This window comes from Pseudomonas sp. EA_15y_Pfl1_P101 (genome assembly GCF_963970835.1).
Classification (GTDB): Bacteria; Pseudomonadota; Gammaproteobacteria; order Pseudomonadales; family Pseudomonadaceae; genus Aquipseudomonas; species Aquipseudomonas tritici.
Genome location: NZ_CAXAPA010000004.1, coordinates 329704 through 354820, shown reverse-complemented (window position 1 = coordinate 354820; position 25117 = coordinate 329704). Strand labels below are relative to the sequence as shown.

Sequence of the window (25117 nt, the reverse complement as noted above, 5' to 3'; positions counted from 1 at the left end):
ATGAGATTAAAAAACTACCTCCATCAGATCAGCCCGATCCTATCCTCGCCCAATGCCGCGCGTCGTCTGCTGCGCATTTTTGCTATGGTGCTGCTGGTAGGTATTCTCGGCGGCGTGTACAGCTTCCTACTCTTTACCTTCAAGAATGAAGTGTCCCAGCGGCGCAGCTACATGAGCAGCGCAATCGCCGAAGCGCATACCTTTTTCACCACCCGGGAAGCGCTGCTGGAAAGCCTCAGCCTGTCGGCCACGCGTATGGCCAACATGAACCTGCCAGTCTCCGAAGAAGAAATCCGCCTGCTCCTTGGCCAAGCGCCGGGACACCAATGGAGCATCTGGCTGACCCAACGCATGCGCGACAATCTCAAGGCTCGGCAACTCAACCTGGTCTATGTCAGCAGCGGCCCCCAGCCTCAAGTGTGGCGCCTGTACAACGCGACGTCGGTGACCAGTGCTTTTGGACGGGCCACGCTTGAGCATCTGCAGACCCTCGAGCACCCCAACAGCGACAACCTGAAGGAACTCTGGCTGACCCACGCCTCCGACGGGCACTCGCAGTTATACATATTCATCCGTCTGGACGAGCGTGACATCAACTCCGGCTGGCTCGGTCTGGAAATGGACGACCGTGAAATATCCAGCGCCTTGAGCGATCACAGCGCCGGCGAGTTCACCATGTTCAATTCGCAGGGCATGCCGCTGTTCAGCAACAGCCACAACCCGCCGCCGGGGCAGAACCTGCCGTTGGTGCAGCAAAAGGATTTTTTCGGTTTTGTCGGTGACGGCTGGCTGCCTGAACAGTTGGTGTTACGCAAGCAGCTGAAATCGTCGGATTGGCAACTCATTTACTCCATCGATCTGCTGGCGGTACTGGGAGCACTGTGGCCGCAAATACTTGGCGCGCTGCTGTTCTGCCTGCTGAGCATCAGCCTGGTGTACCTGCTGATCCGGCGTCTGGAACACCGCGTTATCAACCCGGCGATTCACCGGATCCAAGCGTTGGTAGAAAGTGAGCTGTTCAGCCGCGACGTGATCCAGACCGCCCCGGTGGCACTGTGCGTGCTGCGCCGCACCGACGCTAGGGTGGTGCTGGAAAACACCCTCGCCCGCCAATGGTTGGGCTGCCGTGGCGAACAACTGGGGCCGGGCTGGATTCGCGCGGCGTTTGACGAGCATGAACCCACTCTCACTGATTACTTCGCGAGCACCGATGGTCGTCACCTATACCTGAGCTGCGCGCCGACACGCTATAAAGGCGAAGACGTGTTGCTTTGTGCCTTCAGCGACATCAGCGCACGCAGGCAAATCGAAGCGGCGCTGGAACAGGCTCGCCAGTCGGCCGACGCCGCCAATGAGGCAAAGACCTTGTTCCTCGCGACCATGAGCCACGAAATCCGCACACCGTTGTACGGCGTGCTGGGTACCCTGGAATTGCTCGCGCGCACTCAACTCGATACCCAGCAGAAAAGTTACCTGCAAGCCATCGAAGGTTCATCCGCCACCCTGCTGCAATTGATTTGCGACGTGCTTGATGTGTCGAAAATCGAAGCCGGGCAACTGGCGCTGGAATTGATCGAGTTCCGCCCGACGACGCTGGTACAGGAAGTGGTACAAGGCTACGCGGCAGCGGCGCAGAGCAAAGGCCTGCAACTGTACGCCTGCCTAGACCCGCAAACGCCGGAACGGTTGATCGGCGATGCTAGCCGTGTGCGGCAGATCCTCAACAATCTGCTGAGCAACGCGGTCAAGTTCACCGATTCCGGGCGTGTGGTACTGCGGGTCAAATTGCTTGGTCGAGAAGGCGAACGGGTGTTCCTGCAATGGCAGATCTCGGACACCGGCAAAGGCATCGCTCATGATGATCAGGCGTTCATTTTCGAACCGTTCTACCAGACTGAAGGCAACACCAACGTGGTGGCCGGCACGGGCCTGGGTCTACCCATCTGTCAGCGGCTGACGCACTTGATGAACGGCACCCTGCGCATGGTCAGCGAACCGGGGCTGGGCAGCAGTTTTTCCTTGAGCGTACCGCTGGAACAACCCTCAAACAAAACCTCACCGGCCGTCGTGCCGGCATTGGCGCCGGACCTCATTTACGTGGTTTCGCCCGTGCGCGAACTGGCAGAAAGTCTCAGCGGGTGGTTGCGGCGCTGGGGCGCCCGTCCGCAGATTGGCGCACCCGATTGCACGGAACCCGACACCAGCGCTGTGCTGCTTGAGCTGTATCCCACGCCCTTCGAGCAACGTCCCGGCCAGGCATGGGACGGGCCGCGGGTGCTGGCCAGTGGCGATGGCGCCCATGAGCCGCAGTCCGGCGCAGGTGGCTGGAAGGTCAATCTGAACGATCTGGTGGCGATCCAGCGCGCCGTACGCCAAGCGCAAGGCGGTCAGATTCTCCCTCCCCCCGAACAACGCGAACCCCATATGCTGCGTCCATTACACCTGCACATTCTGGTGGCCGAGGATAACGTCATCAATCAACTGATCCTGCGCGACCAGCTCGAAGAACTGGGTTGCACGGTGGCGTTGGCCCGCAATGGCGAAGAGGCCTTGTCGCTTTGGCGTGAGGGTGAGTTCGACATTGTCCTCACCGACATCAACATGCCTCGACTCAACGGCTACGAACTGACCGCAGCCCTGCGCGGCGCGGGTTGCGTCACTCCGATCATCGGTGCCACCGCTAACGCTCTGCGCGGCGAAGATGCCCTGTGTCTGGCGGCCGGAATGAATAACTGTCTGGTCAAACCTTTTACGTTGCGAGCCTTGTTTGCGGCCCTGGCTCCTCACGAAAGAGTCGCTCATGAAGCCCTATAGCATTTTGATAGTCGAAGACCACCCTTTCCAGCACCGATATTTGCAGAATCTGTTTAACGAGTTGGGCAATTTTGAGGTACTCGGCGCCCGAGACGGCGAAGCCGCACTGGCCTGCCTGAAACAGCGTGACTTCGACCTGGTACTCACCGACCTGCTAATGCCCGGCATGGACGGCGTGCAGTTCATTCAGGGCCTCGCTGCGCAACGTTCGCGCCCCGCACTGGCGATCATGAGCGCGGCCTCGCGACGGATGTTGATGGGCGCCAGTCTGGTTGCGAGTAATCTGCAGGTAAAAGTGATCGGGCTGATTTCCAAACCGGTGACCACCGCCGCTCTGTTCTGCCTGATCAATCAACTGCAGGCACTGCGCCAGTCGGTTCCGGTCGAGGCCCGCGAAGGCATCGACTGCGAGCGTATTTTACACGCGCTGGACAACGGTGAACTGCAAGCCTGGTTCCAGCCCAAGAAAGCCCTGAACAATGGCCGCATCGTCGCCGCCGAAGCCCTGGTGCGCTGGATTCATCCCGAGCATGGCACGTTGCTGCCAGGCGAATTCCTCCCGGAGTTGGCCGCGTGTGGCTTCGAAGAGCAACTGTTGTGGCGAGTGTTAGAACAAGCGCTTGCCGCCCAGGCCTGTTGGCGCCAGCAGGGCTATGACATTCCGGTCTCGATCAACCTGCCGACGCACCTGCTCAACAGCCACGACTTGCCCGACCGTATCCACGAGTTCGTGCTGGCCCATCAAGGCTTGCCGGCACGGATCTGTTTCGAACTGATGGAGTGCTCGGTGCCCGACGACATCAGCAACTTCTATGCCGGTGCCTGCCGCTTGCGGATCAAGGGGTTCGACCTGTCCCAGGATGATTTCGGCAAGGGTTACAGCTCGTACATGAATCTGGTGTCAGCGCCGTTCACTGAATTGAAGATCGACCGCACGTTGGTGCAAGGCTGCAACGCCAATGAGGAGCTGGCCCAGGCCCTGACCAGCATTGTCAGCCTAGGACGGCAGTTGGGTCTGACGGTGGTGGCCGAAGGCGTCGAGACCGCGCAAGAACTTGCTATGCTGCGTAAAATCGACTGCACTCAGGTTCAGGGTTTCCTGATCTCCCACGCCGTGTCTTCGGATCAATTCCAGCAGTTGCTGACCCATGACGGGCCGGCGAACGCGTACTGACCCGCAAGCGGGTGTTGACAACTGTCACTTGCTATCGAAGTCACTGTGCTCAAAGGCCCGCTTATCTCTACTGCCCAGGTCCACTGATGCCACATCCCAATGCTTTCATGGAAAAGCTCGCCAACAGCTCATCGCGCCTAAACAAGACGTTGCTGGTGCTCGGCGCCCTGTTGTTGCTGTTGCTGGGCATCAGTTACGTGGGGGTCAAGCGCATGGTTGAGGAGCGGCGCGATACCGTGCAGTTTCACTTTACCCGACTGATGGAGAATGTCCGCGAACAGGAAGTTTTCCTGCAGGATATCGCCCGGGAAAGCGCCAAGGGTGAGCGACTGCCCGCGGCCCTCTTGCCGCCCTACACACAAAAGCCTCTGCCTGATGAAGGGCGGAACATTTATGAGGGCCGCGGCCTGCCGTTTTCGCTGCCTTACAGCCTGAAGATCAATCCGGACAGGATAGCCCCCAGCCAATACCGGAAAATCTTTGCACTCGGCACCCACCTGGCCGCTTACTACAGCGCGTTCTGGTCAGCGTCGCATTATCAGTCGCCACAGGTCTTACTGGTCAATGGACCCGACAATTTTGATCTTGCCGTACCTTCTGCCGGGCGCTTGCGCGGTAACGGACAGACGCAGATCGGCCATCTGGTCGACGTGATGACCCAACTGAACAAGCGTCTGCGCGGGCAGAACTTGCCGCCGCCGGATCTTCAGGTGCGCTGGGAACCCTATGTCTCTGCCGAGGATGACAAGAGCGCGCCGCCCCTGCTGGCCTACGTGAATATCAATCTGGCCAGCACCGCGCTGACCGTCGAAGGTGCCGATACCTGGGTGGTATTGGGCTCGCTGATGAACCTATCTCAGGTCAATAACATCGAGCGGCTGATGCAATGGTCGATCTACGACGACTTCACCTTGATCAGCCCACGCGGCGTAGTCTTGACCGGCGCCGTGAAACCCGACGATTTGCTGGATGAAGGGGTGAACTTCAAGCGTGACGGCCTGGTGTTCAAACTGAGCAGCCCCGGCGAGCAACACTGGACGGCAATCTACGTTATCAGTGTGCGCAGTTTCCTCGATTACGCACTGTGGCCTATGCTATGTCTGGTTGCACTGGTTCTGGCACTGCTCGGTTGCAGCCGGGCGATCAATCGCTGGTACCAGACGCGGGTCATCATGCCCGCACAAAGTGCGCTCGCAAGCATCGCCGAAAGCGAGGCGTTCAGCCGCGCAGTAATCGACACGGCGCCAACCGGCCTGTGCGTTATCCGCCGCAGCGATCACCATGTACTGCTGCAAAACCAGCGCGCCCGACAGTGGCATGACAACGGCCAGTTGATGAGCCTGCTCACCTCACGCACCGACCCCGGTCACGCCGACCTTGAGCTCCACGGGCGCCACCTGCACGTCGCCTTCGTGCCCACTCGCTACCTGGGCCAGGATGCCTGGTTATGTGCGTTGCATGACGTCACCCGGCATGTCGAAGATGCCGCAGCACTGGAGGACGCGCGCGAAGCCGCCGACTCGGCGAATAAGGCCAAGAGTCGTTTCCTCGCCACCATGAGCCATGAAATCCGCACACCGCTGTATGGTGTACTCGGCACTCTGGAACTGCTCGGTCTGACCCCGCTCACCCCGCGTCAGGAGAACTACCTGCAGACAATCCAGCGCTCATCCGCGACGTTGTTCCAACTGATCAGCGATGTGCTGGATGTGTCGAAAATCGAAGCCGGGCAGATGACCCTCGAACTGCAGGAATTCTGCCCGCTGGAACTGACCGAAGACAGCGTGCGCACCTACAGCGCCTTCGCCCGTTCCAAAGGCCTGCAACTGTATGCCTGCATCGACGCGACGCTTCCGGATCGGTTGCGCGGTGACCCGATACGGATTCGGCAGATTCTCAACAACCTGCTGAGCAACGCGATCAAGTTCACCGATAACGGTCGCGTGTTACTGCGGGTACGGATGCTGGAAAGTGTCGACGGCCGCGCCAGCGTGCAGTGGCAGGTCAGCGACTCGGGTGTGGGGATTTCTCAGACGCAACAACAGCAGCTGTTCGATCCCTTCTATCAGGTCAACGACGCCACCGAGCAGGCGGGTGCCGGACTGGGTCTGGCCATTTGCAAATGGCTGTGCGAGCTGATGGAAGGCCAGTTGAACGTGGTCAGCGAACCGGGACTCGGCAGCAGTTTCACTCTGCAACTTGCGCTGGAACACGCGCCCGGCGAGCTGGCCGATTGCCCGCCGTTCAGCCCCGCCTCCCCCGCTGTCTACGTGCGTGCGCAGGTCGCTGAGCAGGCGCAACACCTGATCGCCTGGCTCAACCGATTCGGCGTCGATTGCCGGCCGCTGACGCCCGATACCTCAGCGTCATCGGCGCTGCTGGTCGAGCTCGCACCTTTGGCCAGCACCAGCGCCTGGTCCGGGCCGAGGATCATCGCCACCACGGATGGCCCCAATCCAGCGCACTTACGCGGGATCGATCATCACGTCGACGCCCACGATGTGCGCGCGATCGCCTGGGTGGTTTATCTGGCACAACACGGCGCTAGCAGCGACAGTCAGCCTGCAGCGGCGGAAAAGCCCCGACCATTGAAGTTGCACGTGCTGGTGGCAGAAGACAACGTGATCAACTCGGCCATCATCAAGGAGCAACTGGAGGTGCTGGGCTGCTCGGTGGTCGTCGCGGCCAATGGCGAACAGGCTCTGGCGCAATGGACACCGGGGCGCTTCGATCTGCTGCTGACCGACGTCAATATGCCGATCATGAACGGCTATCAATTGGCAACGGCGCTACGCCAACTGGACCAGACCCTGCCGATCATCGGCGTCACCGCCAATGCCCTGCGCGAAGAAGGTCAACGCTGCGCCGCTGTCGGCATGAACGCCTGGATGGTCAAACCGCTGAACCTGGCTACCTTGCGCACGCATCTGGAAAAACACTGCAAAATCGCCTTGCCGGAAGCAGCCACGGCACCGATCCAGCTGTCGGCGAAAATGCGCGAACTGTTTGTCACCACCCTGCGTCAGGACATTCACACCACCCTGACGGCACTGGACAGCGCCGACGCCCATCGCGTGGCGCAGCAACTGCACAGCATGGCTGGCGCGCTGGGTGCAGTGCAGATCGAAGCCATGGCCACAATTTTTGTCGAGCTGGAGTGCCGTTTGCACGGCATGGCCGTGACCAGCGCCCTGGACCTGGAAGTCCGCCAGAATCTGGCTCGATTGAACGATCTGTTGGATACCCTTGAATAATTTCACTCTGGATAATCACCCATGGAAACGCTCAACGTTGTCATTGCCGATGACCATCCCATCGTTCTTGTGGGGGTGCGTGAGCTGGTTGAGCGTGACCGACGCTTTCGCGTGGTGGGCGAAGCCGTTTGCTCCAGCGAACTGATCAACCTACTCGAAACCCGCCAGGTGGATCTGGTCATCACCGATTTCAACATGCCCGGCGACTCGACCTACGGCGACGGCCTGAAACTGGTGGAGTACCTGACGCGGCACTACCCCGGCGTCCGCGTGCTGGTGCTGACGATGATTTCCAACCCGCTGATCCTGACGCGCCTGCAAGAACTCGGGGTGCTGGCGATCATTCAGAAAAACCAGCTGCACAACGAAATCGAAACAGCGCTAAAGTCTATTGCCCGGGGTAATCCGGTGCGCAGCAACGGCCCGCCGCCGACTTCGGTGCTCGTCGACAACGCTGATCTCGACGAACGCTTTACCCGACTGTCACCCAAGGAACATGAAATATTGCGTTTGTTCGTTTCGGGAATGGGCGTCAATGATATAGCCCGGAATTTGAACAGAAGCGCCAAGACCATCAGCACGCAAAAAATATCGGCCATGCGCAAACTTGAAGTCAGCAGCGATCAGGACTTGCTGGTTTATTGCATAGAACGCAACTTGTTCAACTAACTGGCAATCATTCGCCAGTTAAAGACGACTTCTAGGAATCGTCTGATGCTCCAGAAAAAGTTCGCGTTATATCGTGTTGTTGCTTGAATCCCAACCATTGGAAAACAACATGAAAAAGCTGACTCGCGCACTTCTCGCACTTTCGTTCATCGCCGCTTCCAGTCATTCACTGGCAGCCGATCCGGTTACACCCACCAAGGCTGGCAGCGGCACGATCAACTTCACCGGCAACATCAACAACGATGCCTGCTCGGTTGAAGGCATCGGCAAAAACAAAACCATTTCGGTCGACATGGGCGAAGTGTCGATCAAGGACATGGGCACCGCCACTGCGCCTAAAGGCAACGGCACCCTGAGCGTCGAGAACTTCGACATGAAGATCAACTGCAATGCCGGGACCAAGGTTGCAATGATCTTCGAACCGACCAAGGGCGCAGGTTCGGGCATCGTTGCTGGAACCAAAGTGCTGAAGCTGATCGACGGTCTTGGCGCTGCGAAGAACATCGGTATCGCCTTGCTCGACTCCAACGGCGCGTTGATCGACCTGAGCTCGCCGTCCACTGCGAAGATCGAAAATACTCTGCAAGACAGCAACACCACGCTGAAATTCTCGGCCGCCTACGTTACCACTGGCGACGTGAAAACCGCCGTTGCCGGTCGCGGTGACGCCACCCTGCCGTTCACGCTGCAATACGAATAACCCGCGCGAACACTCACACCTGGTGCAGGGCCGGCCGGCCCTGCACCCTCAATCAACAGCGCGGTAGCCCTTATGTTTTATCGTCACTCATTGTCCCTTTGCGCGGGCCTTTTGGGCCTGCTCGTGACCAATCAGGCCATGGCCGGCATTTCCTTGAGCAGTACCCGCCTGGTCTTCGACGGCCAGCACAAGGAATCCGGAATCACCGTGCGTAACAGCGGTGCAGATGTATTGATTCAGTCATGGATCGACACCGATTCCAGCGAAACCGCCGCCGTACCGTTTGCCGTCACCCCACCACTGGTGCGCGTCAGCGGCGACGAACAGCAGATCTTGCGTGTGATCTACGAAGGCGCTGGCATGCCGACCGACCGCGAGTCGGTGGTCTGGCTCAACGTGCAGGAAATCCCCCAATCTGCGAAATCCGCCAACACTTTTCAGCTGGCTGTGCGCCAGCGCATCAAGGTGTTCTTCCGCCCGCCGGCACTGAAAAACAACGCGTATCTGGCACCAAGTGAACTGACCTGGCGCCTGACCGAACGCGCCGGAAAGAGCCTATTGGTGGTGAACAATCCCGGCCAGTATCACGTGTCGATTGCCGATATCAATCTGCAATCCGGCGCAATCAACGAACAGCCCTTTGATTCAATGATGATCGCGCCCGGCGAACAGAAAGAGTTCAGCCTAAAACAACTTCATAACACCAATACAGCACGCCTGTTATTCAGCAGCATTAATGACTACGGCGCACAAGACCGTTATAGCGCGCAACTTTCCAGCAGCGCCGATACTCGAGCCCGTTTGAATAAAGAAGCACCATAACTTTCGCGCCGCTGTCATGGCCACACTTTCACTGTATTTCTCTTCGCTCCGTTAGTTCGTATCGGAGGTGATATAGGGTTCCTGAATGTTTTTACTCAAATGCGACAGATGGGCGCCATTTTCAGTCGCACTGGTTATCAGTTGCACCTGCCTTGCCGATGACGAAGAACAATTCAATACATCGTTTCTGCAAGGTGCTTCCTCCTCTGTCGACCTGCAATCGCTGCTCGCCAGCAGTCGCGTGCTGCCCGGCATTTACCGGGTCGACCTCTACGGCAACAACACATTGGTTGGCCGACGCGGTATCGATTTCCGTCGCCATCCCGGTACGGGCAAGGTCGAGACCTGTCTGACCCTGGAGATGGTGCAGCAACTGGGTGTCGACATCGGCAAACTGCAGGCCGCTGGCAAGCTGCTCGGCGATGACCCGAACGCCTGCGTCGATCTGCCCGCGTTGATCGATCACGCTACCGTCCGTTATGACGTGCCGCGTCTGCGGCTGATGGTCAGTGTCCCGCAAAGCGCCATGGAGCGTGGCCGACGGGGTTACGTCGACCCGGCGCTGTGGGACGAAGGCGTACCCGCTGCGTTCATCAATTATCAGTTGAGCAGCAGCCGCAACAGCACCCAGGCCGACAATACCGTGTCCAACAACCTCGGCTTGCGCAACGGGATCAACCTCGGTGGCTGGCGCCTGCGCAACGAATCGAACTTCAACAGCAGCACCGGCCGCCCCAGCACGTTCAAAAGCAACCGCAGTTACCTGCAACATGACGTAACCGCCGTGAAAGGCCAGTTCAGCGCCGGAGATATTTTCTCCGATGCCGACCTGTTCGACAGCGTGCACTACCGCGGCGTGAAACTGGCGTCCGACGACGGCATGCGTGCCGACAGCGAGCGCGGTTATGCGCCAGTGATTCGCGGCATTGCGCAGTCCAGCGCGACCGTGGAGATTCGCCAGAACAACTACATTCTCTACAGCGCAAACGTGCCGCCGGGGCCGTTCGAGATCAGCGATATCTATCCCAGCGGCTCCAACGGCGACTTGGAAGTGACGATTATCGAAGCCGATGGTCGGCGCCGAGTGACGGTGCAAGCGTTTTCCAGCCTGCCGATCATGGTCCGCCAGGGCCAGTTGAAGTACAGCGTCTCGGCCGGCCAGTACAACAGCAACAGCGAAGATCAGAAGACCCCGCAGTTTGTCAGCAGCACACTGGCGTATGGCATCAGCAGCAACTTGTCCGGGATTGTCGGGGTGCAGGCCACTGACAACTTCAAGGCGCTGTCCGTCGGCGCTGGCCGCAATACCGCTATCGGTGCGATCTCACTGGACTTGACCCACTCCATGAGCAACACCTTCGGCGAAACGGTCACCGGCAACAGCTTGCGTGCCCTATATGCGAAGACGTTCACTGGGACCGACACCAACTTCACCCTCGCCGCCTACCGCTACTCGACCGAGGGCTATCGCACCCTCACCGAGCACGTCGAGGAGTTGAGCCGCGATGGCCAGCAACGTACCGGCAACTCGAAAACCCGTACCGACCTGACCGTCAATCAGAGCCTGGGGCGCAACCAGGAATATGGCAGCGTCTACGTGAACGCCAGCGACCAGCGTTACTGGGGGCGCGGAGGTTCACAAAGTCTGTCGGCCGGTTACAGCAACTATTGGGGGGATGTGAGTTACAACCTCGGCGCGACGTATACCAAGGATGTCGGCAATTACGGACCGGCGAACAACGACACACTGGTCAACCTGTCGGTGTCGTTCCCGCTGGGTTCCAAGCCCCGCGCTCCTCGGGCGTTTGTCTCGGCCAGCACGCAGAAATCCAGCGACACCACGCAAATGGGCATCAACGGCTATCTGTCGGAAGACAGCGACACCTATTACTCGGTACAAGCCGGCAACAGCAGCACCGGTGGCAGCTCCGGTTCGGTCAACCTCAGCACCCGCACCTCGATGATGGATATCAGTGCCGGTTACAGTCAGGGCCGCGGTTACCACTCGCAGAACCTGAACCTGGCAGGTTCGATCGTCGGCCATGCCGGCGGGATCAACCTCGGACAAACCGTGGGCGAGACGTTCGCACTGGCCCAGGTCGAAGGCGTGGAAGGAGTGAAAATCGGCAGTTTCACCGGGGCCAAGACCGGCAGTAACGGCTTCGCCGTGGTGCCCAATGCGCAGCCCTATCGCGTGAACTGGATCAATCTCGACACCCGCGATCTGGGCGGCGATGTCGAGATCGACAATGCGACCCGGCAAGTGGTGCCACGCCGCGGTGCCGTGGTGCTGGCGCGCTACACCAGCAAGACCGGACGCCGCGTGCAGTTCGCCTTGTTCGACGCGCAGAACCAGCCGATCCCATTTGGCGCCTCGCTAGAAGACAGCGCCGGCAAGCAACTGGCAATCTCTGATCCGGGCGGCAAGGCACTGGCGCTGGTGGAAGCCGACACCGGTACCCTGATCATCAGTTGGCAGGGCCATCGGTGCGAGGCGTCTTACTTATTGCCAGAGCGTAATAAGGCTTTGAATTATGAAAAGGTCTCACTTTCATGTACTAGGTAATCATTTTCCGGACGAGATCTTTGCCAGAGAGATCCTAGCCATCTTGGAGTACGCAAAGCTCGAAAAAAGCCGCGTTTCACAAGCTCTGACACAAACCATACTTACCTTTGCATACGTGGCCGAGCTTTATATGAATGAGGTGGTTCCCACGAAAGCCCATGCCACCCAGAAGGACAACGCGCGCGAACTGAAAAATCTTCTCCTATTCTTCAACGAGCCACCGGCCCCTCTAGAAGCAATCGAACCGAAACATGTCAGCCAGCAAAAGCGGCCACGGATAAAGAGGAGTCAACAGGGAACATCAGAGAAGCTCGAGACCAACTTGAGCACACCACCGTAGGGATGACAGAACGGTACATCCGTATGCGAGAGGGCATGAAGGTCACCCCTACGAGGTGACTAACGGTCACGAATGGCGGAAAAGATTTTTTGATTGCGGAAAAAAGAACTAAGGGCTTGCATGAGGTATGTCATGCAAGCCCTTGATATTCATGGTGCCCGAACCCGGAATCGAACCGGGACGCCCTTACGAGCGGGGGATTTTAAGTCCCATGCGTCTACCAGTTTCGCCATTCGGGCGGCAGCGCGTGTTGCAGGGTTGGGAATATATAGATCCAGTCGCGTCGACGCAAGGTCGCAAGGCAGCTTTCTTACACCACGACACAGGCGAAAAAGCTCGTTAGATCAGTGATCTAGATGAGGATAACGAAGGAAAAACTGAGATTTTCGTGCCTCGATGCGTTGCCCACTCTGCTATCTTCACGCCCTCGCAACGAAATGCAAGCAACGCAGAATGGACTCACGCAGGGCTCGCAATCGCCACAGCCTTCTGGCCTCCCAGAGCAACAAGGATGTAATGGCTGATGAATAACGCCCCTGCCTGGGTGAAAATACTCTCCAGATGTGTGACACCCGATAAGACCGGAGAAGGCCTGGCTGATTTGCTCTTCTCTGGCGTATTGGCCGCAGTGGCTAGTGGATACTTGGCAGGTACATCCACACTTCGAATTCGAGGCCGCCGTCGAAGCCTTGCTCCACTGAGGTTTCATAGCGCTCAACGTGCAAACAACAATCCCGACGCAAACGTCGGGATTGTTGTTCTGAGAGGCCGATCAGTTGTCGGGATGCTCGCTCGCTACCGAATCGGCAGCATCCACGTCAGACATATCTTCTTCAAGAGGTGCCTCGTCGTCCGGCGGCAGCGGGATGTTGTCCCCATCACGCTTCGGGTCGTACCCTGCTTCATTATCTGTGCCGCGGGTTACGTCCTGCTGTGAAATGTTCCCGGGGGCGTTTCTGTCGATTTCCATGCTGGCTCTCCGTTCTAGGCTCGGAACATCCGCGCGTCAACATAAGAGTGGGCCGGTCACGGCGAGTGCCAAGGCCTGGACGAACGGTGACGTCAGGTTCCTCGATAATGAATTGCTCCAGCTACCTACACGCACTGTTTTAGACCATCACTTGTGCGGCCAGGTGCTTCAGGCATTCCCACCTATGTCGTCACCCGACACGGACTCAAAGAGCATCCCCACGGCACCGACCGTCTCCAGCCGGTGCTTGACCTCTTCACTGACGACTATCGCGCCCGAATATTTTTTCACTCTGAAAATGTGCTGATCGCCGATTTTTCCAGGGTTAATCACAAGCCGGGTGAATGCTCGATACTCACCCGCCAGATCGGGTCTTACAGGGTCATTGGGTTCGAACTTCTTGAAGTTAGATCGTCGCCAAGCGTCCATTTTTCCGCCATCATCATGTCCTGCCTGAGCCAGTAAGACTTCACACGTATTCTCCAACAGCCCTTTTTATTAACCGAGCGCAGCTTAAAAGGATCACTTCGCTAAGACAGCGTGACTCAAAAATCTGTTCCGACGGACGCAGATATGCTCAGATGGCTCTACGCTCCCAACGCATCATCTTATGCGTCGACGTCCCCCACTCACCGTGTGGTGAGTCATTGGCGTTGAACACCAGCCGCTCCCTTATTTGGAGACTCACCATGAACCCACACGCCACCGCCCTTGTCTTGATCGAATTCCAGAACGATTTCACCACCCCTGGTGGCGTGTTCCATGACGCAGTCAAAGAGGTGATGCACCAGTCAGACATGCTTGCCAACACTGCAACCACCGTGCAGCAAGCGCGCAAGCTGGGCGTGAAGATCATCCACCTGCCGATCCAGTTCGCCGAGGGCTATCCGGAGCTGACAACACGCGATTACGGGATTCTCAAGGGTGTCGCCGACGGCAGCGCCTTTCGCACCGGCAGTTGGGGTGCAGAGATCACCGACGCCGTGACGCGTGAGCCCGGCGATATTCTCGTGGAAGGCAAGCGCGGACTGGATGGCTTTGCCACCACCGGCCTGGACCTTGTGCTACGCAACAATGGCATCCAGAACCTGGTGGTGGCGGGGTTTCTAACCAATTGCTGTGTCGAAGGCACGGTTCGATCAGGTTATGAGAAGGGCTACAACGTAGTGACCTTGACCGACTGCACGGCGACGTTCACCGATGAGCAACAAAAGGCCGCTGAAAACTTCACGTTGCCGATGTTTTCGCAGGCATTGCGGCATACCGCGTTTCTCGGGGCGTTGAGCGCCAAATAAGCAAAAAAGGGGCGACTGATTAATCAGCCGCCCCCTTTGCTTAACGCTCGGCATGCACCGCCGTTCCAACTTACCCGTTTAACGTCAGCCCCCGATAAGCCGGCACTGGCAGCTTGTGCCTCTGCGGTTGTTGCCGGGCGAGTTGTGCCTGCAGGTGTGCGACGGCATCCAGCACGCGTTGCGCCCATTGCTCGTCTTCCGGGTCCACGACCACGACGCGGAAACCGTGATCGACACCTTCAAGCTGAACGCCCTCGGAATCATCGACATGCAAGTCGATGTCGAACGCCGACGGCAATTTTGACGGAGTATTCAACAGTCCGCGCTCGGTGAGAGCCTGGTTGTGCCGCACGCTGTTGACCACGCCGTCGACGTGGATGCCATACAGCAACAACCAGCGACGTATGTAGGACGGGGTGCGACCGGATGAGGTGTAGACCCAGACGCTGCAGCCTTGGCGACGCAGTTCCCGGGTCAGTGCGCGGGTTCCGCTGCGCAGCGGCTCGCCCAGCCATCGGTGCACACACGCCGGCAAACGGCTGTGTTCGGCCGCGCTGTGGTGAAGCTGGCAAGCCAGCGTGTCATCGATATCGAACGAGATACGGATGCGCTGGCGCTTGAACACATGCTTGATTGTATCGAGCACTGGATACGTTCCCATTAATGCCCCCCCTGATGGACGGGCGCTGGTGTGTCGCTCAGGAAAAACTCCATTGGATCAGGGGCCTTATCTTCCAGGAACGCGGCATACTTTTTCTTGATCTTGGGCAACTCATACAGCGCCATGACGCCATGCTTGGCGGAGTTGCGTATAACCGAGGACGGGTTGAAGTAGCCCTCGGCGTTGTCCAGTGTCAATACGAAGGGCGGCAACCCCTCGCGCATCAGCAGGTAGCTGACGATCAGCGACCCACTGCGGTGATTGCCTTCAATGAACAATTGCGGCTTGCTGAGGACTCGCACGTAGACACCCGCTGCGCGCTTCCACACCGATTCACTGTGGTGCTTGCAGTACCAGTTATACAAGTCCTTGATGCCGCCCTCGACATTGTTGAAAAAATGCACTTCGGTAGCCAGCAGGTGCTGTGCGTATTCCTGCCGGCGTAGCGGGTCTTTGCCACAAAGCACGGTGGCATTGATCTCCAGCATCAGGTTCAGTTGCTGAAGGTCGAACAGGTCGACACCCCGCGCCACATAGTCGTCAATCAGGGCATAGCCATCAAGCACATTCTGCAGCACTTCGTCTGTCAGCGGGTCGCGTGGCTCGGTAAAGTCCTGGCTGAGCTGGGCAAAACGGCTCTGTACCTTACGCAGTGCGCGTTCGATCGCGGGCAAATCAAGACGACGTGTTGCAGTCATTGGCAATCCTGAAAAACGGTGCATGGGTCAGCTGAACTTGCCGCTGATGTAATCCCCGGTCATTTGTTCACGCGGATTCTCGAAAATCTGCGCGGTGGGGCCCATTTCCACCAGATAGCCGGTGCGGGTGCCCTGGGAGATGTCCACCGAAAAAAACGCGGTGGTATCTGCCACACGAATCGCCTGCTGCATGTTGTGCGTCACCAGGGCGATGGTGTAATCCTTCTTCAACTCAACCATCAGCTCCTCGACCCGGCGAGTGGCAATCGGGTCAAGCGCCGAGCACGGCTCATCCAGCAACAATACTTCCGGCTCGGTGGCGATGGCGCGGGCGATACACAGGCGTTGCTGCTGGCCGCCGGAGAGCGACAGGCCGCTGACCTTGAGCTTGTCCTTGACCTCATCCCACAAGGCAGCGCCTTGCAGCGCGTGCTTGACGCGGTCGCCGATGTCGCCCTTGTAGCGGTTGAGGCGCAGGCCAAAGGCTACGTTGTCGAAAATGCTCATCGAGAACGGGTTCGGCTGTTGGAACACCATGCCGATGTAGCGGCGCACGACCACCGGGTCAACGCCCTTGCCATACACGTCCTGGCCCAGGAAATGCACGTGGCCTTCGAAGCGGAAGCCCTTAACCAGGTCGTTCATGCGGTTGAGGCTACGCAACACGGTTGATTTGCCACAGCCGGACGGGCCGATAAAGCCAGTGATCTTGTTTTTCTCGATCGGCACATGGCTATCACGCACCGCCATGAAGTTGCCGTAGAAAATCTTGTCCAGCTTGCAGTCCATGACCACAGGCGCCTGGGTGATAAACGGAGCGGCTATTTGCGCAGATGATACGTTCAAAATACAGGTGCTCCCGTTCTTAATACTTGGGCTTGCCGAAAATACGGCTCACGATATTCACGACCAGCACGATCATCACCAGCACCAACGAGGCCGCCCATGCGAGCTCAAGCTGGTTGTCGAAGGGCATGCCGGAGAAGTTGTAGATAAGCACGGCAAGGGAGGCCGTCGGGTTCATCACCGCCAGGCTGCCGTCGTGGTAGATCCAGTAGTTGCTGAACAGCGCAGTGAACAACAGCGGCGCGGTTTCGCCGGCGGCGCGGGCCACGGCGAGCATAACGCCGGTAAGGATCGCTGGCATGCCGGTGGGCAAGACGATTTTCCAGATCACCTGCGAACGGGTGCAGCCCATACCGTAGGCGGCATCCTTCATGATCTTGGGCACCATCCTCATCGACTCTTCAGCCGTCAGTACCACGATTGGCAGCATCAGCACGGCCAGCGCAACGCCACCCGCCGGTGCCGAGTAAGTCCCGGTGGTCATCACCACCAGCGCGTAGGCAAACACACCCGCCAGGATCGAAGGCAAGCCGGTGAGCATTTTTGCGGCAAAGCGTGAGGCGTTCGCCAGCTTGCTGTCCGGGCCCAGTTCCGCCAGGAAAATCGCCGCCATGATGCCGACTGGCACCGCGATCGCGGCAGCGATACCAACCATGACGAACGTACCTGCCATCGCGTTGCCGAAGCCACCGCCGGTCTCGAACCCAGTCGGTGGCAGCTCAGTGAACACTTCCAGGCTCAGGCGAGCGCCGCCGCGGGTGATCAGCATGTAGAGCACGGAAATCAGCGGCACACTCGCCAGCAATGCGCCGAACCACACCAAGGTGGTCAACACCAAGCTGCGCAACGCACGACCTTCGAACCGGCGCTGCAGGCTCGGCATGGCGGTGATAGGAGAAGAAAGGTCAGTCATTGCTTAGTACCCCGCTGGGCGTAGAGCATGATCATCGAGCCGATGATGTTCACCAGCAGCGTGATGAACATCAGCACCAGTGCGGCGTACATCAACACTTCGATCTCGTTCGGCCCGGCTTCGGGGAAGTTCAGCGCCAACAAGGCCGCCAGCGTATTGGCCGGTGCAAACAGAGAAAGGGAGATGTTGTTCGCGTTGCCGACCAGCATGGCCAGCGCCATGGTTTCACCCAATGCGCGGCCGAGGCCCAGTACCAGGGAACCAAAGATGCCGGTGGCGGCAGATGGCACCATCACCTTGAGAATCGCTTCCCAGTGGGTGGTGCCCATGCCGTAGGCAGCTTGCTTGGTTTTCATCGGCACAGCCGTGAGGGCGTCCTGGGAAACGGCGGCGATGGTCGGCAGAATCATGATGGCCAGTACCAGTGCTGCCGGTAACAGGCCCGGCCCGCTCAAGGAAGTGCCGAAAAAAGGAATCCAGCCGAGTTCGGTATTCAGCCACGCCGTCAGCGGGCGGATGGCCGGGATCACCACATAAATGCCCCAAAGGCCGTAAACGACGCTGGGGATCGCGGCGAGCAGTTCAACGATGGTGCGAAACACCGCCGCCAGCTTGGCCGGTAAAAAATCCTGGGTTAGGAAAATCGCCATGCTGACGCCGAAAAAACCTGCGATCAGCAACGCGATGAAGGCACTGTAAAGCGTGCCCCAAATAGCTGGCAGAATGCCGTATTTACCTTGATTTACGTCCCAGACACTGCCAAACAGCACATCAAAACCGTGCTTTTCCATGCCGGGAAGTGCCTTGCGCCCTACTTCGAACACCAGCGCAAAAACCAGCGCCAGCACCAGCACTACGCCTATGCGTGCAAGCGCACGGAAGGTGCGGTCAACCAGGAAGTCCTTCTTAGAAGGTGGCTGGCACGCAGAGTCCGGGTTAACCGGTACGACAAAAGGTGAGTTCATTGGCTAATTCCGGAACAAGAGGGGAACACGCCCGGCATGGCTGACAGCCCATGCCGGGGGTGGTCTGGCAAGCCTTACTGAATGTTGGCGGAAGCTTTGCGAACTTGATCGACAACCGATGGCGGCAGCGGGATGTAGCCCATCGAATCGGCAATTTTTTGGCCTTCGGTCAGGCTGTACTCGACCATTTCACGCATGGCCTTGGCTTTGGCCGGGCTCTCGTTTTTCTTGCGGAAGATCATCCAGGTGTAGGAAGTGATCGGGTAGGACTTGGCGCCATCCGGATCTGGCAGCCAGGCCACCAGGCTTTCCGGCATCTTCACCGCAGCCAGGGCTTCTGCACCGCTTTCGGCGTTAGGTACTACGTATTTACCGGCCTTGTTCTGCAACTGGGCGAAGTCAACCTTTGCCAGTTTGGCGAAGCCGTATTCGATGTAGCCGATTGCGCCTGGAGTCTGGCGAACGGTAGCGGTTACGCCATCGTTTTTCGGCGATTTGATGAATTTGTCGCTGGCTGGCCAGTTGACCGTGTTGCCTTCGCCCAAGTCCTTCTGGAACTCAGGGTTGATCGCAGACAAGTGCTTGGTGAACACAGCGGTGGTGCCGCTGGAGTCTGCACGCACAACGACGGTGATCGGCATGTCAGGCAGTTTCAGGCCTGGGTTGGCGGCGACGATCTTCGGATCGTTCCACTTGGTGATCTTGCCCAAGAAGATGTTGGAGTAAACATCGCGCGGCAACTTGAGTTCTTTAGGATTGCCCGGCAGGTTGAACGCCAACACGATCTCACCCGCGGTCATCGGCAGCAGCTGCACGCCTTCGGCCACCTTGGCAATGTCTTCGTCTTTCATTGCCGAGTCACTGGCGGCGAAATCGACGGTCTTGTTCAGGAAGTCCTGTACGCCCGCACCGCTGCCCTTGGACTGGTAGTCAACCGTGACACCTTCGGTCTTCTTGCTGAAGTCCTTGAACCAGGTGAGGTAGATAGGGGCCGGGAAACTTGCACCAGAACCTGTCAGGCGGACGCTTTCGGCGGCAAATACCGAGGTGGCGCTAAGAGAAACCGCGACGGCGAGTGCAGCAGACTTCATCAGACGTTTCATTCAGAAAATCCTTGTGATTACGGGCTCACGCACTCTGCAACATTCTTGTTACGGTTTTATGAATGCGGAATGGCAAAACGCCTTGTTGTCCCCCTCTCCCGCCGCAATAACGCATTTTGGTGTAATTGGCTCGTAACAAATTGCGTCTATGACTTTGCCATCTCCCACCACGCGAGTTCGGCCCATGTCCTCAGTAGAAGACGCCTTGATGCAGCGCATCCACCGTGAACTGCTTGATCACAGTGATGAAGAGCTGGAACTGGAATTAGCCGAAGATGGCCATGACCTGAATGCGCTGTTCGACGAGCACGTCGGTGAGAGCTGCGAAAAAGCAGCCCGCAGGATTTATTTCAGCGAACTGTTCCGCCTGCAGGGCGAACTGGTGAAATTGCAGAGCTGGGTGGTGAAAACCGGCCACAAGGTGGTGATTCTATTCGAAGGGCGTGATGCCGCCGGCAAAGGTGGCGTGATCAAACGCATCACCCAGCGCCTGAACCCCAGGGTTTGCCGGGTTGCCGCCTTGCCTGCGCCGAATGACCGCGAACAGACCCAGTGGTACTTCCAGCGTTATGTTTCACATTTGCCGGCGGCCGGCGAAATCGTGCTGTTCGACCGCAGCTGGTACAACCGCGCGGGTGTCGAGCAAGTCATGGGGTTTTGCAACGACGAACAATACGAAGAGTTCTTCCGCACCGTACCGGAGTTCGAGCGCATGCTCGCCCGCTCCGGTATCCAACTGATCAAGTACTGGTTTTCGATTTCTGACCAGGAACAGCACCTGCGCTTTCTCAGCCGCATTCATGACCCGCTCAAGCAGTGGAAACTCAGCCCCATGGACCTGGAGTCGCGTCGGCGCTGGGAAGCCTATACCAAAGCCAAGGAAGTCATGCTCGAACGCACCCACATCGCCGAAGCCCCGTGGTGGGTGGTGCAGGCCGATGACAAGAAGAAAGCGCGGCTCAACTGCATCCATCACTTGCTCGGGCAGATGCCGTATGAAGAAGTCGAGCTGCCGGTGATCGAACTGCCGCGGCGTGTGCGCCAGGAAGATTATTCGCGCAGCCCGACGCCACCGGAACTCATCGTGCCACAACGGTACTAGCTCAGTTGCTCACACAAGAACGGCACACTGGCAAGCCTGGACGTGGGGTGAAATGCCAGTACCCGCGTTGCAACCAACAGGTAAGCGACCTCCTCGGATGACATGAACGCCATGCCTCCGAGGATTTCGAACGCACGCGTGCTGATGCGATTGATCGCCTCCTGCACGGCAAACCGGGTGGCCTGCGCGCGCGCCAGGTCAGCGCGCAGAAAGCGGTTCTGATCGATCGACACCGCCAGGCCGCGCACAGCCATGGAGGCGCCCTGCAGATCAATCAGCAACATCGCGCGATCATCCTGCGAGCCTTTGTTGGATGACAATGCCCTGGATGCCAATGCAGACGCCATGCCCAGATACGACGCCGAGACAAGCAACTGGAACCAGATGGCAAACAGGTGTTCACCGGTACCCTGTTGAACATCGTCCAACTGATTATCGACGGCTTTGCTGAAGTACATCATCGACTCTGGCACCAGCAGATTATTGAAGATCACTTCATGGCTGTCGGCTGCCTGCAAGTGCTGTACCGACCAGAACTTTTTGCGTTGGATATTCGGGTCACCCGCCAGCCCCATACCGATGCCGATATGGGTTTTACCTTCAGGGTCGAGGTAGTTGACGCCAAACGTGATCGCGTCGAAGTGATGCGTCATCGTGCACGGCTTTTTGCTGCCGCTTACCACGTAGCCCGCCGCTGTCTTCTCAACGGATAACGTGGATTCCAGGATATTGGCGTGCGCCCGCCCCTCGGAAAATCCCGAGGCGACCAGCAGGCTGTCGCGTGCAATCACGCTTAACAGCCCTTGAATGTCGGGGAAAAACTGATTCGCCGCCATCATGCCGGCAACGGTATGGTGATGCATCGTCATCATCACCGCCAGGGAAGGACAATGCGCGCCGACCCACGTATGGACCTGTGCCAGGTTCGCCGCGCTGACACCCCCACCGCCCAATGCTCGGGCAATGGATAGCCCGGGAGCACCCAACGTACGAAACAGCGTCGCCAGTTGTTTGGACGCTCCCCGCTCAAGTTCAATTAGTGAGGCGGCTTCGAGAACAGGCACTAACTCGGGAATACAGATTAACGCGGCAGCTCTTTCTTCTTTCAATACCATATTCATTAAACCCTTAAACTATCAACCGAGCCTCAAAACGACTGTGGCGGCTTCAAGTAATGCCGTGCATAACGACTGTCCAACTTCGACAGCGGCAATAACATAAAGAAGTCCGCAACGTTAAATTCTTTATCCCACGCAGGCGCACCACATACCCAGCCACCGCTGCGTAAATAACCTTTGAGCAACGGTGGCATGCGCGGTATATGCCCAGGCTCGAACGCATCAATAGGAAAGGGTATGTAGGGGAGTACCCGATAGTCGGCAGGCGCCAGATTTTCCGGAGTGAAACTGCGGTACAACGCTGCCGCATTGTGGCCCCCACCGGACAGGCTCACGCTCGCGCACCCCATCAAATGGTCGCAGCCCGCACGCTCCATATAACGCGCCAAGCCTGACCACAGCATCATGATCACACTGCCACTGCGGTACTCGGGGTGAACACACGCATGCATGGCTTCAACGGTTCTGGGGCGTAAAGACTTTAATCCACTGAGATCGAATTCTCTCTCCGAGTAATAGTGCCCCATGCTTTGCGCCGCTGCCGGGCCCATCAGGCGATAGGCGCCCACCACAGCCGAAGTCCGGGTGTCGCGAACCAGCAGGTGGTCGCAATAGTCATCGAACTCATCGGCGTTTAACGCCTCGGGGCTTGCCAGTGTGGACAGTTTAAACGTGTCGGTGAACACACGATGACGCAGACGTTGCACTTCACGTACTTCATCTTGAGTCGTGGCGAGACTGACCACTAACTGTGCACGTTGCTCGGGTGCAACTGAATGTTCATCACGGGAGACCGGCTGAGATCGCATTCCTGTTCCTTTGAGTCACCGCGCTATTAACCAGCACGTAGTAAGCAAGACACTAACATGCAGTTTTATATAGGCACGGTAAGGAAACTCTGAAAGCGTTCGCGATCTGTTAACGCCCTTCCCTTATAGTTAACATCACTTGCTCGCACTGTTGTGGTGAGCGGGCTTGCCGGCGCTGGGCAAGCCCGCTGACTACACGATGCGGCCACGTTAGAGGGGTGAACTGCTGACCACCCGCAGCGCCAACCCCTCATATGCGTCCAGGGTGATGGTGAACTCCCCCTCCGCCGTCAGATCCCCCTCAACCCGCTCATTGATGATATCCACCACCATCCCGGCAGCAATATCAGGCAAATGCAGGGTTTCGGTGATCGGCGTGGCGCCGAAGTTCAGCGCGGTGATTTGCGTGCCTTTACCGGCCGGCAGTTCGTGAACCATCACCAGCAGCCCCGGGTTTTCGACTTCCGGCACCTGGATCTGGCGACTGGCAGCGATATCGTAGGCGCGGCGTACCGCGAGGATTTTCTGCAGTTGTGAAGCGAAGGACTCGGGGTCCTGCAGCTGACTGTTCAAGCTGCCGTAAAGGCTTTTCGAACGCGGCATTTGGCCGGCAGACAGCTGCGCCTCGGGGTTCAAATCCACCAGGTCATACGCACCGCGATGAATCCAGCGCGTATCGCCATCGCGCATCAGATGCTCGACTTCTTCGGCCGCCAGCGGCAGCGCGCCGACCAGGTCCCAGCCGGACAAGGCAAACACCCCAGGCTGCATCGCGTTGTACATCACCAGCAGCAGATGGATCTGGCGGATCTGCTGGATGTCCGCCGGGGTAATCGCGTCGAGGTCACGAATCCCCAGCGCCGCCGTGATGATGCTGGCGGTGGTGCACGACACGCCATTGGTCACGAACTTGAGGTTGTACGGCGCATGCTCGCCGGCCAGGCGTTCGTACATCTGCTCGCGAATGTGCTCGCGCAGGATATTGCCGGGAAAGGTCTGGCCCTGGTAAAGGAAGGTGTCATGGGCATGCAAGGTCCAGAAATGCACCAGTTCCAGGGTCAGTTCATCGTGGTTCTGCAACGCGTGGATCAGCGAGCCGGGGTCGATGCCCTGGTGGTGCATCTCTCGCAGCATCAAGCGCAGAAACTCGGCGTCGCCCATCAACAGCGCATGCTGGTACGCCGGGCGGGTAATGAAGTCATAGGACAGGTCGGCACCGCCATGGGACATGGAGGCGATGTCATCCACAGTGAGGTTCAGCTCCTGGAAGCTGAAACCGCCTGCCTTGCGGATCGCGCCGCCCAACAACTGGTTGCCGGTGATCGACAGCGGATGGCTCTCGGACCACGCCGTGCCATCCAGCTTGCGCTCTACACCGAGGAAGCCGTTGGCGTCCAGGCGCAGGATCTTTGCGCCCATCACGTCAATGGCATGCAGCGCATCGCCGATGATCATCTGCTGCGCGGCAAAGGTCGGGTCCAGCCAATTCAGCGAAGGCTGGCCTTCCTTGAAGTAATGCAGGTACACCCAGCGACGCGGCTTGCCATCCACGCCCAGCACGACATTGGTTGCACTCCAGTCGGTTTCCTTGACGCCGGGTTCGAAGAAAATCACCCGCTGCAACTGGCCGACGATGTAGTGTTTGTCACGCAACGCATCGACCTGCACTGGGCTGAGGTTCTGCGCATCGCGCCCCTCGACCACGTCGGGCAGCAACGGCCAGTCTTCTTCGCGGATTTCCACCATGTGGAAAAGGCCGGGATAGTCCTCGTACGCCATCTCGGCCAGGCGAAAGTCCGCGCCCTTGCCGGTGTGGGAAGGGATCACATCGTCGATGATCACCGCATTGTGCGCCGCCGCCATGCGCGTCAACGCCTGTAACTGCGCTTCGGTGCCCAATTCAGGGTCGATTTCAAAGCTGATACGGTCGAAATTGCCATCAATGGTCGGCGTGTGCTCGGTACCGCTCAGTCCGCCAGACTTCTTCAGCGGGCCGTTGTGTATACCTTGAATGCCGATCTTCGACAGGGCGTGCCACAGCGCCTCATCCCCCAGCGCCTCCAGCACCGTGCCACCCTCGCGGGTCACAATCGAGGCCGGGTAGGCGGTGAACCACACCGACGACAAAGCCGTGGCATCACGGGGCCGGGTCTGTGCGTAAGGCTGCTGCCACAACCGCCCCTGCCCCGAATAGAGCTTGGCGCGCTGGCGTGCCGCGTGCAGCATCGATTGTTCCACCAGCCAGTTCACATGGTTGTTTTCAGCCGCCGTCATAAGCCTGTTACCTGTCGTCGTGAA

General features: G+C 58.4%; 20 protein-coding genes and 1 tRNA gene. 9 read left to right on the top strand and 12 right to left on the bottom strand.

Features of this window, described 5'->3' with window-relative positions:
- From AACY36_RS08545 to AACY36_RS08515, 7 genes are all read left to right on the top strand, one after another.
- Positions 1-2814 (top strand): ATP-binding protein, encoded by a 2814-nt coding sequence (locus AACY36_RS08545; RefSeq protein ID WP_339427534.1) that lies wholly within the window; start codon positions 1-3, stop codon positions 2812-2814.
- The gene (locus AACY36_RS08540; protein WP_339427535.1) at positions 2801-3988 is read left to right on the top strand and encodes an EAL domain-containing response regulator; all 1188 of its coding nucleotides are present in this window, start codon (positions 2801-2803) and stop codon (positions 3986-3988) included. Before AACY36_RS08545 ends, AACY36_RS08540 begins: the two co-directional genes overlap by 14 nt.
- Before the next feature lie 86 nt (positions 3989-4074).
- Positions 4075-7242, top strand: coding sequence for a hybrid sensor histidine kinase/response regulator (locus AACY36_RS08535; protein WP_339496965.1), 3168 nt, complete (start codon positions 4075-4077; stop codon positions 7240-7242).
- A gap of 21 nt (positions 7243-7263) precedes the next feature.
- Positions 7264-7911 carry a response regulator gene (locus tag AACY36_RS08530; protein WP_339456050.1) on the top strand — a complete coding sequence of 216 codons (648 nt, stop codon included), beginning with the start codon at positions 7264-7266 and terminating at the stop codon, positions 7909-7911.
- A 109-nt stretch (positions 7912-8020) separates the two neighbouring features.
- A complete protein-coding gene (locus AACY36_RS08525; RefSeq protein ID WP_339427538.1) occupies positions 8021-8611 on the top strand; it encodes a fimbrial protein in 591 nt (196 codons plus the stop codon).
- A gap of 72 nt (positions 8612-8683) precedes the next feature.
- Positions 8684-9433 carry a fimbrial biogenesis chaperone gene (locus tag AACY36_RS08520; RefSeq protein ID WP_339427539.1) on the top strand — a complete coding sequence of 250 codons (750 nt, stop codon included), beginning with the start codon at positions 8684-8686 and terminating at the stop codon, positions 9431-9433.
- A gap of 85 nt (positions 9434-9518) precedes the next feature.
- A complete protein-coding gene (locus AACY36_RS08515; RefSeq protein ID WP_339496963.1) occupies positions 9519-11999 on the top strand; it encodes a fimbria/pilus outer membrane usher protein in 2481 nt (826 codons plus the stop codon).
- A gap of 492 nt (positions 12000-12491) precedes the next feature.
- Here AACY36_RS08515 and AACY36_RS08510 read toward each other — a convergent pair.
- The 3 genes from AACY36_RS08510 to AACY36_RS08500 all read right to left on the bottom strand — a co-directional run bounded on the left by AACY36_RS08510 (position 12492) and on the right by AACY36_RS08500 (position 13738).
- Positions 12492-12578: transfer RNA gene (locus tag AACY36_RS08510), tRNA-Leu, on the bottom strand.
- 533 nt (positions 12579-13111) lie between these two features.
- Positions 13112-13309 carry a hypothetical protein gene (locus AACY36_RS08505; protein ID WP_339416196.1) on the bottom strand — a complete coding sequence of 66 codons (198 nt, stop codon included), beginning with the start codon at positions 13307-13309 and terminating at the stop codon, positions 13112-13114.
- 168 nt (positions 13310-13477) lie between these two features.
- Entirely contained in the window at positions 13478-13738 is a 261-nt protein-coding gene (locus tag AACY36_RS08500; protein WP_339416194.1) for an imm11 family protein, read from the bottom strand.
- Between the two features lie 260 nt (positions 13739-13998).
- Here AACY36_RS08500 and AACY36_RS08495 point away from each other — a divergent pair, with 260 nt between their 5' ends.
- Positions 13999-14604 carry a cysteine hydrolase gene (locus AACY36_RS08495; RefSeq protein WP_339436386.1) on the top strand — a complete coding sequence of 202 codons (606 nt, stop codon included), beginning with the start codon at positions 13999-14001 and terminating at the stop codon, positions 14602-14604.
- 70 nt (positions 14605-14674) lie between these two features.
- Here AACY36_RS08495 and AACY36_RS08490 read toward each other — a convergent pair whose 3' ends face one another.
- The 6 genes from AACY36_RS08490 to pstS all read right to left on the bottom strand — a co-directional run bounded on the left by AACY36_RS08490 (position 14675) and on the right by pstS (position 19790).
- Positions 14675-15265 (bottom strand): hypothetical protein, encoded by a 591-nt coding sequence (locus tag AACY36_RS08490; protein ID WP_339416191.1) that lies wholly within the window; start codon positions 15263-15265, stop codon positions 14675-14677.
- Positions 15265-15963, bottom strand: coding sequence for a hypothetical protein (locus tag AACY36_RS08485; protein WP_339416190.1), 699 nt, complete (start codon positions 15961-15963; stop codon positions 15265-15267). Before AACY36_RS08485 ends, AACY36_RS08490 begins: the two co-directional genes overlap by 1 nt.
- Before the next feature lie 27 nt (positions 15964-15990).
- Positions 15991-16752, bottom strand: coding sequence for a phosphate ABC transporter ATP-binding protein PstB (gene pstB / locus AACY36_RS08480; protein ID WP_339416337.1), 762 nt, complete (start codon positions 16750-16752; stop codon positions 15991-15993).
- A gap of 76 nt (positions 16753-16828) precedes the next feature.
- Entirely contained in the window at positions 16829-17722 is an 894-nt protein-coding gene (gene pstA / locus AACY36_RS08475; protein WP_339416188.1) for a phosphate ABC transporter permease PstA, read from the bottom strand.
- Complete coding sequence (pstC, locus tag AACY36_RS08470; protein WP_339427542.1) at positions 17719-18687, bottom strand: phosphate ABC transporter permease subunit PstC; 969 nt, start codon at positions 18685-18687, stop codon at positions 17719-17721. Before pstC ends, pstA begins: the two co-directional genes overlap by 4 nt.
- A 74-nt stretch (positions 18688-18761) precedes the next feature.
- Complete coding sequence (gene pstS, locus AACY36_RS08465) at positions 18762-19790, bottom strand: phosphate ABC transporter substrate-binding protein PstS (RefSeq protein ID WP_339416185.1); 1029 nt, start codon at positions 19788-19790, stop codon at positions 18762-18764.
- 184 nt (positions 19791-19974) lie between these two features.
- Between pstS and ppk2 the strand changes: the two genes are divergently transcribed.
- On the top strand, positions 19975-20892 hold the full coding sequence (gene ppk2, locus AACY36_RS08460) for a polyphosphate kinase 2 (protein ID WP_339416184.1): 918 nt from the start codon (positions 19975-19977) through the stop codon (positions 20890-20892).
- Here the strand turns inward: ppk2 and AACY36_RS08455 are convergent.
- The 3 genes from AACY36_RS08455 to treS form a co-directional block, all read right to left on the bottom strand.
- The gene (locus AACY36_RS08455) at positions 20889-22007 is read right to left on the bottom strand and encodes an acyl-CoA dehydrogenase family protein (RefSeq protein ID WP_339416183.1); all 1119 of its coding nucleotides are present in this window, start codon (positions 22005-22007) and stop codon (positions 20889-20891) included. The two genes, ppk2 and AACY36_RS08455, sit on opposite strands and share 4 nt — an antisense overlap.
- Positions 22008-22039: 32 nt before the next feature.
- The gene (locus AACY36_RS08450) at positions 22040-22819 is read right to left on the bottom strand and encodes a GNAT family N-acetyltransferase (RefSeq protein WP_339416181.1); all 780 of its coding nucleotides are present in this window, start codon (positions 22817-22819) and stop codon (positions 22040-22042) included.
- Between the two features lie 210 nt (positions 22820-23029).
- Positions 23030-25093, bottom strand: coding sequence for a maltose alpha-D-glucosyltransferase (gene treS / locus AACY36_RS08445; protein ID WP_339416180.1), 2064 nt, complete (start codon positions 25091-25093; stop codon positions 23030-23032).
- Positions 25094-25117 lie beyond the last annotated feature (24 nt).

What these genes read in the sequence shown, in the direction of transcription:
- AACY36_RS08545 (WP_339427534.1), top strand. Translation starts at nt 1, where the DNA reads ATGAGATTAAAAAACTACCTCCATCAGATCAGCCCGATCCTATCCTCG.
- AACY36_RS08540 (WP_339427535.1), top strand. Translation starts at nt 2,801, where the DNA reads ATGAAGCCCTATAGCATTTTGATAGTCGAAGACCACCCTTTCCAGCAC.
- AACY36_RS08535 (WP_339496965.1), top strand. Translation starts at nt 4,075, where the DNA reads ATGCCACATCCCAATGCTTTCATGGAAAAGCTCGCCAACAGCTCATCG.
- AACY36_RS08530 (WP_339456050.1), top strand. Translation starts at nt 7,264, where the DNA reads ATGGAAACGCTCAACGTTGTCATTGCCGATGACCATCCCATCGTTCTT.
- AACY36_RS08525 (WP_339427538.1), top strand. Translation starts at nt 8,021, where the DNA reads ATGAAAAAGCTGACTCGCGCACTTCTCGCACTTTCGTTCATCGCCGCT.
- AACY36_RS08520 (WP_339427539.1), top strand. Translation starts at nt 8,684, where the DNA reads ATGTTTTATCGTCACTCATTGTCCCTTTGCGCGGGCCTTTTGGGCCTG.
- AACY36_RS08515 (WP_339496963.1), top strand. Translation starts at nt 9,519, where the DNA reads ATGTTTTTACTCAAATGCGACAGATGGGCGCCATTTTCAGTCGCACTG.
- AACY36_RS08505 (WP_339416196.1), bottom strand. Translation starts at nt 13,309, where the DNA reads ATGGAAATCGACAGAAACGCCCCCGGGAACATTTCACAGCAGGACGTA.
- AACY36_RS08500 (WP_339416194.1), bottom strand. Translation starts at nt 13,738, where the DNA reads ATGGACGCTTGGCGACGATCTAACTTCAAGAAGTTCGAACCCAATGAC.
- AACY36_RS08495 (WP_339436386.1), top strand. Translation starts at nt 13,999, where the DNA reads ATGAACCCACACGCCACCGCCCTTGTCTTGATCGAATTCCAGAACGAT.
- AACY36_RS08490 (WP_339416191.1), bottom strand. Translation starts at nt 15,265, where the DNA reads ATGGGAACGTATCCAGTGCTCGATACAATCAAGCATGTGTTCAAGCGC.
- AACY36_RS08485 (WP_339416190.1), bottom strand. Translation starts at nt 15,963, where the DNA reads ATGACTGCAACACGTCGTCTTGATTTGCCCGCGATCGAACGCGCACTG.
- pstB (WP_339416337.1), bottom strand. Translation starts at nt 16,752, where the DNA reads ATGGACTGCAAGCTGGACAAGATTTTCTACGGCAACTTCATGGCGGTG.
- pstA (WP_339416188.1), bottom strand. Translation starts at nt 17,722, where the DNA reads ATGACTGACCTTTCTTCTCCTATCACCGCCATGCCGAGCCTGCAGCGC.
- pstC (WP_339427542.1), bottom strand. Translation starts at nt 18,687, where the DNA reads ATGAACTCACCTTTTGTCGTACCGGTTAACCCGGACTCTGCGTGCCAG.
- pstS (WP_339416185.1), bottom strand. Translation starts at nt 19,790, where the DNA reads ATGAAACGTCTGATGAAGTCTGCTGCACTCGCCGTCGCGGTTTCTCTT.
- ppk2 (WP_339416184.1), top strand. Translation starts at nt 19,975, where the DNA reads ATGTCCTCAGTAGAAGACGCCTTGATGCAGCGCATCCACCGTGAACTG.
- AACY36_RS08455 (WP_339416183.1), bottom strand. Translation starts at nt 22,007, where the DNA reads ATGGTATTGAAAGAAGAAAGAGCTGCCGCGTTAATCTGTATTCCCGAG.
- AACY36_RS08450 (WP_339416181.1), bottom strand. Translation starts at nt 22,819, where the DNA reads ATGCGATCTCAGCCGGTCTCCCGTGATGAACATTCAGTTGCACCCGAG.
- treS (WP_339416180.1), bottom strand. Translation starts at nt 25,093, where the DNA reads ATGACGGCGGCTGAAAACAACCATGTGAACTGGCTGGTGGAACAATCG.